This is a genomic window from Sessilibacter sp. MAH3, from assembly GCF_054658275.1.
The window spans coordinates 21275-27885 of record NZ_BAAGIE010000039.1 but is presented as its reverse complement, the minus strand read 5'-3'; the positions used below and the strand labels follow the sequence as shown (position 1 = coordinate 27885).

The window sequence follows — 6611 nt, the reverse complement described above, 5'->3', positions numbered from 1 at the left end:
TTGGTTATCAGAAAGTGCGTTATAAAAGTTTGAAGAAAAATGCAGATGCCATAATGACTAAGTGTGCATTGATAAATGTTGTGGTCGCGAAACGCTATTTATTAGCGCTGTAATCGATGCTGAGGAAGGGAATACCAAAGAAATTTCTAAAAGATTTTATTTTTATATTAGATTATTCATTGATAAACGGTATTCTTAAATAACAATCTAAATATCTTTAGGTTAATCAGAGGTTCCTTTATAGGCTACTTCAAAGATACTAATGAATATATTCAGGTGATAAGTTTAGAATTCATAGCCACGCTATGGGGTTTACACACTCAAAATAACCCCAAAACGTACAAGCTCTGCAAATTTAGAAGATACGATCGATGACTTTCGCTCATCGGCCATAGGTGATTCATTAAAAAGAATCACCCGCCAATTAAGACCGTAGGGAAACCAACAACAATTTTACCACCGTGAGCAGTACTATCGCCCATTCGAGCAGCAGGTTTTCCGCAGATCATGACCGTACTACTGCCCTTAGAAACACTGTCTGGTGGTCCAATACAGACACATACACTACCAACGGTTGCCGATGGTAAACCACCAATAATAACGGTCGGGCCACCTGGAGTAACAATGGGACCACCAACATGTGGCACTGGGCCAGGATTTGTTTTCGGACAAACATGCATGTCGGTAATTCTAGAAGCAGGCTTACCCATATACTTAATTCCAATGTTTAGTTATTAACACACGTTAAATGAGCGATGAGAAGACACTTTTGAACAACCGCATAAGGCACAGTCTATACATCGCCAATTGTTGAACACTATAACAAATTATTACCCAATCGCGACCCCAAAAAAGTAGGTAATTCGCAAACCGGAAGTTCATTAAGATACTGAGTATTATTTTTTTGACGCCGAATTCTTACTCCAGAGCCAAACGCCAGAAACGACTAAAACAATTAAAAGTATGGCAGATAAATCCACTATCAGAACGCCAAGCGAGCCGAATATTCTGCCCGAATGTATATCCAAAAAGAACCTTTCCCAATTGATCGCCGAACCTTGATAATTGGTAAGCCAAATTTCTCGTTGATACGTTGGGATTTCATCAGAAACCCTAATTTCAGAAAACAGCTGTCGGTCTATGTTCGACCACTGTAGTTTTTCCAAATCTGCCAAGTAAACTTGATCATTAGAAATAAAACACACGTCTTCGCCGCAGACTCCTAGTTGCTCAACAGGGGTCGGCAGCTGAAAAATACTGCCTATTCTCTCTTGAATGCTGAAATCAGAACTGACGATCAACAATTCGGATTCGCAAGCGATAAGCAAGCTGCCGTACGCGTGTAAAGTTACAGCGCCCTTAAATACGCCATCGCATACACCTAGCGAGTGATCGCCTATATACAACATTTTAGCGTCGAGCTGACCAACCCATCCAACATCTGTGGATTGAGCAATAACAGCGGGAGGTTGGATTCCATACAGACTAAGAATAATACTACTGCGCACGGGAATATCTTGTAATTTAAAGAATTCCGTATGGTTTAGGAGCACACCGGTAAGGCAAAGATTGAGAACAACAACAGACACAACCAACCCAACGCGGCGATGCCAACGCCAAATCACTCTTTTGACATTCATCTTTTTACGGGAACGAACCGATACGGTCTTAGGAAGAGAGCTATTCACTTGCTAGCTGAGAGAACTCAGTTTGTTGATGACAGTATAAAGCCATTGCGGTAATTTTTTTCAATGCTCGAACCGATAATGTCGCCCCGGTAATGCCATCAATATTTTGATTAAGGCGCCAATTTCCTTTTTCAGAAGATAATTGAGCATTTATAAATTGCGAAGTAAAAAATGGATAGCGAATTTCTCCGCCTCTACTTTCGCGGTATTCCATAATTTGAACTTGCTCGATTTTGCCCGCGTTTACAATCACGCCCACTGTAATTGGCAGCTCTTTACCAATTTCTTCCAAAATCCAAGCAGTACGCTCTCCATCGCCCCAATATCTGAGCCGAAGACTGGAGAGTTTACGGTCAATTATCGCTTCGATATCGGCGCGCATCTCTTGGTTAACCCACAAAGTCTGCCATTCGATAGGCTGGCCCGGAAAAGCAAGCTCATGAAACTCTTCGATGGATAAAAAACTTCCTTTTTGTGCAAATACACTTGTCGAGCCGATAGATAGGGCTATAACGACAAAAATATTCAATAAAATCAAACGTATTTGCATAAAAACTCAGCCAAAAACTTTGCATGAAAAAAGGCGCAAGGCGCCTTTTCTCGATAATACTAAATTACACGCATTCTCATCAACAGATGATTATTAGAATGACCAACCTACACCCAAGTTAAAGGCATCGGCTTCATCACCTTCACCAACTGTGTCGGTATAGTCCGCTTTCAACACAACTTGCGGATGTATCCAGTAATTAATACCGTAATCGTACGCTTCAAAGTCGCTATTAACTCGGTTGCCACGATCCCACTCGCTGTATCGAGCAAAGAAACCAAGTTTCTCGGTCAACTTGTACGATGGCTCAATGTACCAACCGCCCAAAGAATCCGCATTGGCGTCTTCAAAGTCATCGCCATCGATATCCCATTCGGCCCACAACGCTTTAAATCCAAATCCAGAAGATTGATACGCAATATGAGCTTCGGTTAAGAATGCACTCGCGTCATCCGAAGCCAAGCCTTGGGTAATTTCTTGCTGGTATTGGAAGGTGGTAGCCAGTTCTAAGCCACGAATTCCGGTGTACTTTAAGCGACCAGTAAACGCGAAATCTTCAGCGGTTGCTTCAGCACTTTTTTGGCGACCACTGCGAATTCGAAATGCATTACCGCCTTCAACCGGAACCTCTAAACCGCTATGAACTGCCGCGTTGTAGGTTAAACCTGGCGACAATTCACCGGTAAACATAACACCCGTTTCCCACCAAGTTGCAGGAATAACTTCTGACTCTACACGGTTGCGTTCGGTACCGTAAAAAGTATCTGGTTCGTGTGTTTCGTTGATGATACCAACAGGAATCAAGAATTGACCAAATTGAACGCTGTGGTTCTCAAGAAAATCCCACTGTACGTATGCTTGTTCTAGCTCAACTTCGCCAGGCTCGCCATCGGCGGCAACACCGTGTTCAAGTTCAAACTCAGAGAAGAAACGCAAGGTATCGCTAAATTGATGTGCTACATACAAAACATAACGGTGAGCGTCGATTTCGTTATCAGAATCTTCAAAATCGTTAAAGTGATGTTCTGTATAACCACCCAAAGTGGTTTTTTCAGCCCACGCTGCTAATGAATTTGATGCACCAGCACTTACAACGCTGTTTTCTATTGCATCAGCAGTTGCTTCGACTTTTACATCAATTTCTTCCACTTTAACTTTTGCAGTGTTTACCTGATTTTTTAACTCATTAATTTGCTCTTGTTGCTGCTGAATTATTTTCCACAACTCTTCAACGGTTGGTTGTTGCTGAGCAAACGCCACAGCCGGAATTGTTCCCACAAGCAAACTTAATAAAGTTCTTTTCATTGCTCACATATCTCCCATGTTCGTGTTTTTGCGCATTATAATACTAACCATTCTCATTTTGCATTTAATTTTTATTTGAGATTGGTTTTCAAGAACATAGATCAAATAATGTTTATTTTTCCAAAAAAAATGAACCTTCAATCTGGAAAATAGATGTGCAAAATCCCGACAAATCAAGAATTTAAGGGCTTTGGATATAAAAACACGGAATTGAAAATTATGTACGTGAAAGTCTATACATACACGGACATAACTAGAGACAAGAAAGCTGTGATAAAAAATTGACAATTTAGCATCAATAAAGAGGAGCCAAACTGGTTCCTCTTTATTGATGAAATCAATTAAATAATCTCGTATTGAAAATCACCCTCGTCATCGACGTTAATTTGAATATGGTTTATCTCTAACTCATTTGCCATACGATCCAAACAAAGCGCAGCCATTTCCGGCAATAACGTTTTATTCAAAATATTTTCAATGTTACGAGCACCAATATCCGACTCCTGACAACGAGCGACAATGTGCAGCAACACATCTTCGTGGTAATCCAGTTTCGCGCCATAGTGATTTTGTACGCGTTTGCGAATTTTATTGAGATTAATCTCAGCGATTTTCATTAAATTATCGTCATCTAATGGATAATAAGCGATGACATTTGCTCGTCCTAAAAACGCCGGCTTAAAACTCTGCAACAAATACGGACGGATATTATCAAGCAAAACATCGGGGTCTGGCTTTTCTTCAACCTGCTGCATGATTGCACGAATAGCGTCTTCACCCGCGTTAGAAGTCATGATAATTACAGTATTTTTAAAATCGATGTCACGGCCTTCGCCGTCTTTAATTGTGCCCTTATCGAACAAGTTATAGAAAATATCTTGCACACCGGGATGAGCTTTTTCCATTTCATCCAACAAAATAACGGAATAGGGTTTTCTACGCGCGGCTTCGGTTAACACCCCGCCTTCACCGTACCCAACATAGCCCGGAGGAGAGCCAAGTAACATTGATACTTTATGCTCTTCTTTGAATTCGGACATATTAATAACGGTGATATTTTGCTCGCCGCCGTAGAGCTGATCAGCCAACGCTAAAGCCGTTTCGGTTTTACCAACACCACTGGTACCGCACAACAAAAACACACCGACCGGTTTTCGGGGATCGGTTAATCCAGCCCGCGACGTTTTAATGGCCTGAGCAATTGCATCTAAGGCATGAGGCTGACCAATAACACGCTCTTGAAGTTTTTCAGAAAGATGTTGAATCGCTGAGATTTCATCTGAAACCATCTTGCCAACAGGAATACCGGTCCAGTTGGCAATCACTTCTGCAATGGATTGCTCATCAACGCAAGGATGAACCAGCGGTGCCTTACCTTGAGTAGTTTTTAAGTCGGCTTGTAAACTCGTAAGCTTAGCTAAAAGCTCGTCTAAACCTAATTGTGGTTGTGCATTTTCCGCATCACTCTCTGTGGCCTCTGCACTTTCCACTGCTTCAGCATTCGCGTCGCTCACGTCCGCATCATTGCTCTGACATTTTTCGATGGCTGCACGAGTTTCGTTAATTTCAGTAATAATCTGATTTTCTTTTTCTCGCTGAGCTTGCAAATCATTCAAAAGCACCTGGTCTTTTTCGATTTCCAATTGCAGTGTGTGCAAGGTGTCTGTGTGTTGCTGAGTCTCAAACTGCTCTTTTTCTAGCGCTGTAATCGCACGCTGTGCCGACTCGATTCTGCGAGTTGCTTGTTCAATAACAGAAGGTGTCGAAGATTGGCTCAGCGCAACACGTGCACAAGCGGTATCTAAAAGGCTGACCGATTTATCGGGAAGTTGACGACCGGTAATATAGCGTTGGGATAACTTAACAGATGCGACAATGGCTTCGTTTAAAATACGCACCTTGTGATGAGAAGCTAGGGCATCAGAAATACCACGCATCATGTCGATAGCGGTATCAATATTAGGTTCTTCAACCTTAACAACCTGAAAGCGTCGCGTTAAAGCTGGGTCACGCTCGAAATACTTTTTATATTCCGCCCAAGTGGTTGCCGCAATGGTTCGCAACTCGCCGCGGGCAAGAGCAGGCTTTAATAGATTAGCAGCATCACCCTGCCCCTCTTTACCACCGGCACCAATTAATGTATGTGCCTCGTCGATAAACATAATAATGGGCACAACCGAGCCCTTAACTTCTTCAATTACCGATTTTAATCGGTTTTCAAATTCACCCTTAACGCTAGCACCAGCTTGCAATAAACCTAAATCAAGTGTTCTTACCACAACGCCTTGCAATGCACTTGGTACGTCTTTATTCGCAATACGCAAAGCAAAACCTTCTACAACCGCTGTCTTACCAACGCCAGCTTCACCGGTAAGAATCGGGTTATTTTGGCGACGACGAGTAAGAATATCGATACATTGACGAATTTCCTCGTCTCGACCCAAAACAGCGTCAATTTCACCTTTTTCTGCCTTCTCGGTAAGATTAATGGTGTATTTATCCAGTGATGGCGTTTTAGAAATCTTTATTGGTTCGCCGTTATTTGATTGGCTCGCCGGAATTGCTCTTGCAGATTCACCGGTCATACCAACAACAACTCTGGCCGTTTCACGTAAAGATTCAGGAGCAATTTCTTTTAAAACTGGGCAGCTGTTTAATATTTGTTGGCGAGAAATTTCATCTAAAAATAATGCCGCCAAAATATGAGAAGATGTCATTACAGGCTGACCAAACTCAACCGACGCCAACATCCAAGCGTTTTTACAGCAATCAACTAAATTAGGTGAAAGCGCAGCCGGGCGACTATTTCCGCTCTTAAATTTCTCAATTGATGACATTAATTGTTTAGCAAAGGTAGAGGGATTAATGTCATATTTTTCCAGTAAAAACGCGAGATCTGAATCTCCCATTTCTAAAATCTTAATTAACCAGTGTTCAACTTCAATATTATATTGCGTTAAATTAATACAAAGGCCGGCTGCGCCCTCTAAGGACTCACGTAACCCTTGTGACATTTTATCAACGAGTGATTTTAAATTAACGTTAATCATTGTTCTTTTCCCGAGGGT

5 protein-coding genes are annotated in these 6611 nt (G+C 41.8%); all 5 read right to left on the bottom strand.

All coding sequences use genetic code 11. The features are described 5' to 3' along the window. Positions 1-413: 413 nt before the first annotated feature. The 5 genes from ACYQ2C_RS17230 to tssH all read right to left on the bottom strand — a co-directional run bounded on the left by ACYQ2C_RS17230 (position 414) and on the right by tssH (position 6593). Positions 414-710, bottom strand: coding sequence for a PAAR domain-containing protein (locus ACYQ2C_RS17230; protein WP_460052065.1), 297 nt, complete (start codon positions 708-710; stop codon positions 414-416). A 186-nt stretch (positions 711-896) separates the two neighbouring features. Then, positions 897-1640, bottom strand: coding sequence for a PepSY domain-containing protein (locus tag ACYQ2C_RS17225; RefSeq protein WP_460104385.1), 744 nt, complete (start codon positions 1638-1640; stop codon positions 897-899). 40 nt (positions 1641-1680) lie between these two features. Then, complete coding sequence (locus tag ACYQ2C_RS17220; protein WP_460104384.1) at positions 1681-2238, bottom strand: FMN-binding protein; 558 nt, start codon at positions 2236-2238, stop codon at positions 1681-1683. A 93-nt stretch (positions 2239-2331) separates the two neighbouring features. Beyond that, on the bottom strand, positions 2332-3543 hold the full coding sequence (locus ACYQ2C_RS17215) for a porin (RefSeq protein WP_460052069.1): 1212 nt from the start codon (positions 3541-3543) through the stop codon (positions 2332-2334). Positions 3544-3884: 341 nt separating this feature from the next. Continuing rightward, the gene (gene tssH / locus ACYQ2C_RS17210) at positions 3885-6593 is read right to left on the bottom strand and encodes a type VI secretion system ATPase TssH (protein ID WP_460104383.1); all 2709 of its coding nucleotides are present in this window, start codon (positions 6591-6593) and stop codon (positions 3885-3887) included. Positions 6594-6611: the final 18 nt, after the last annotated feature.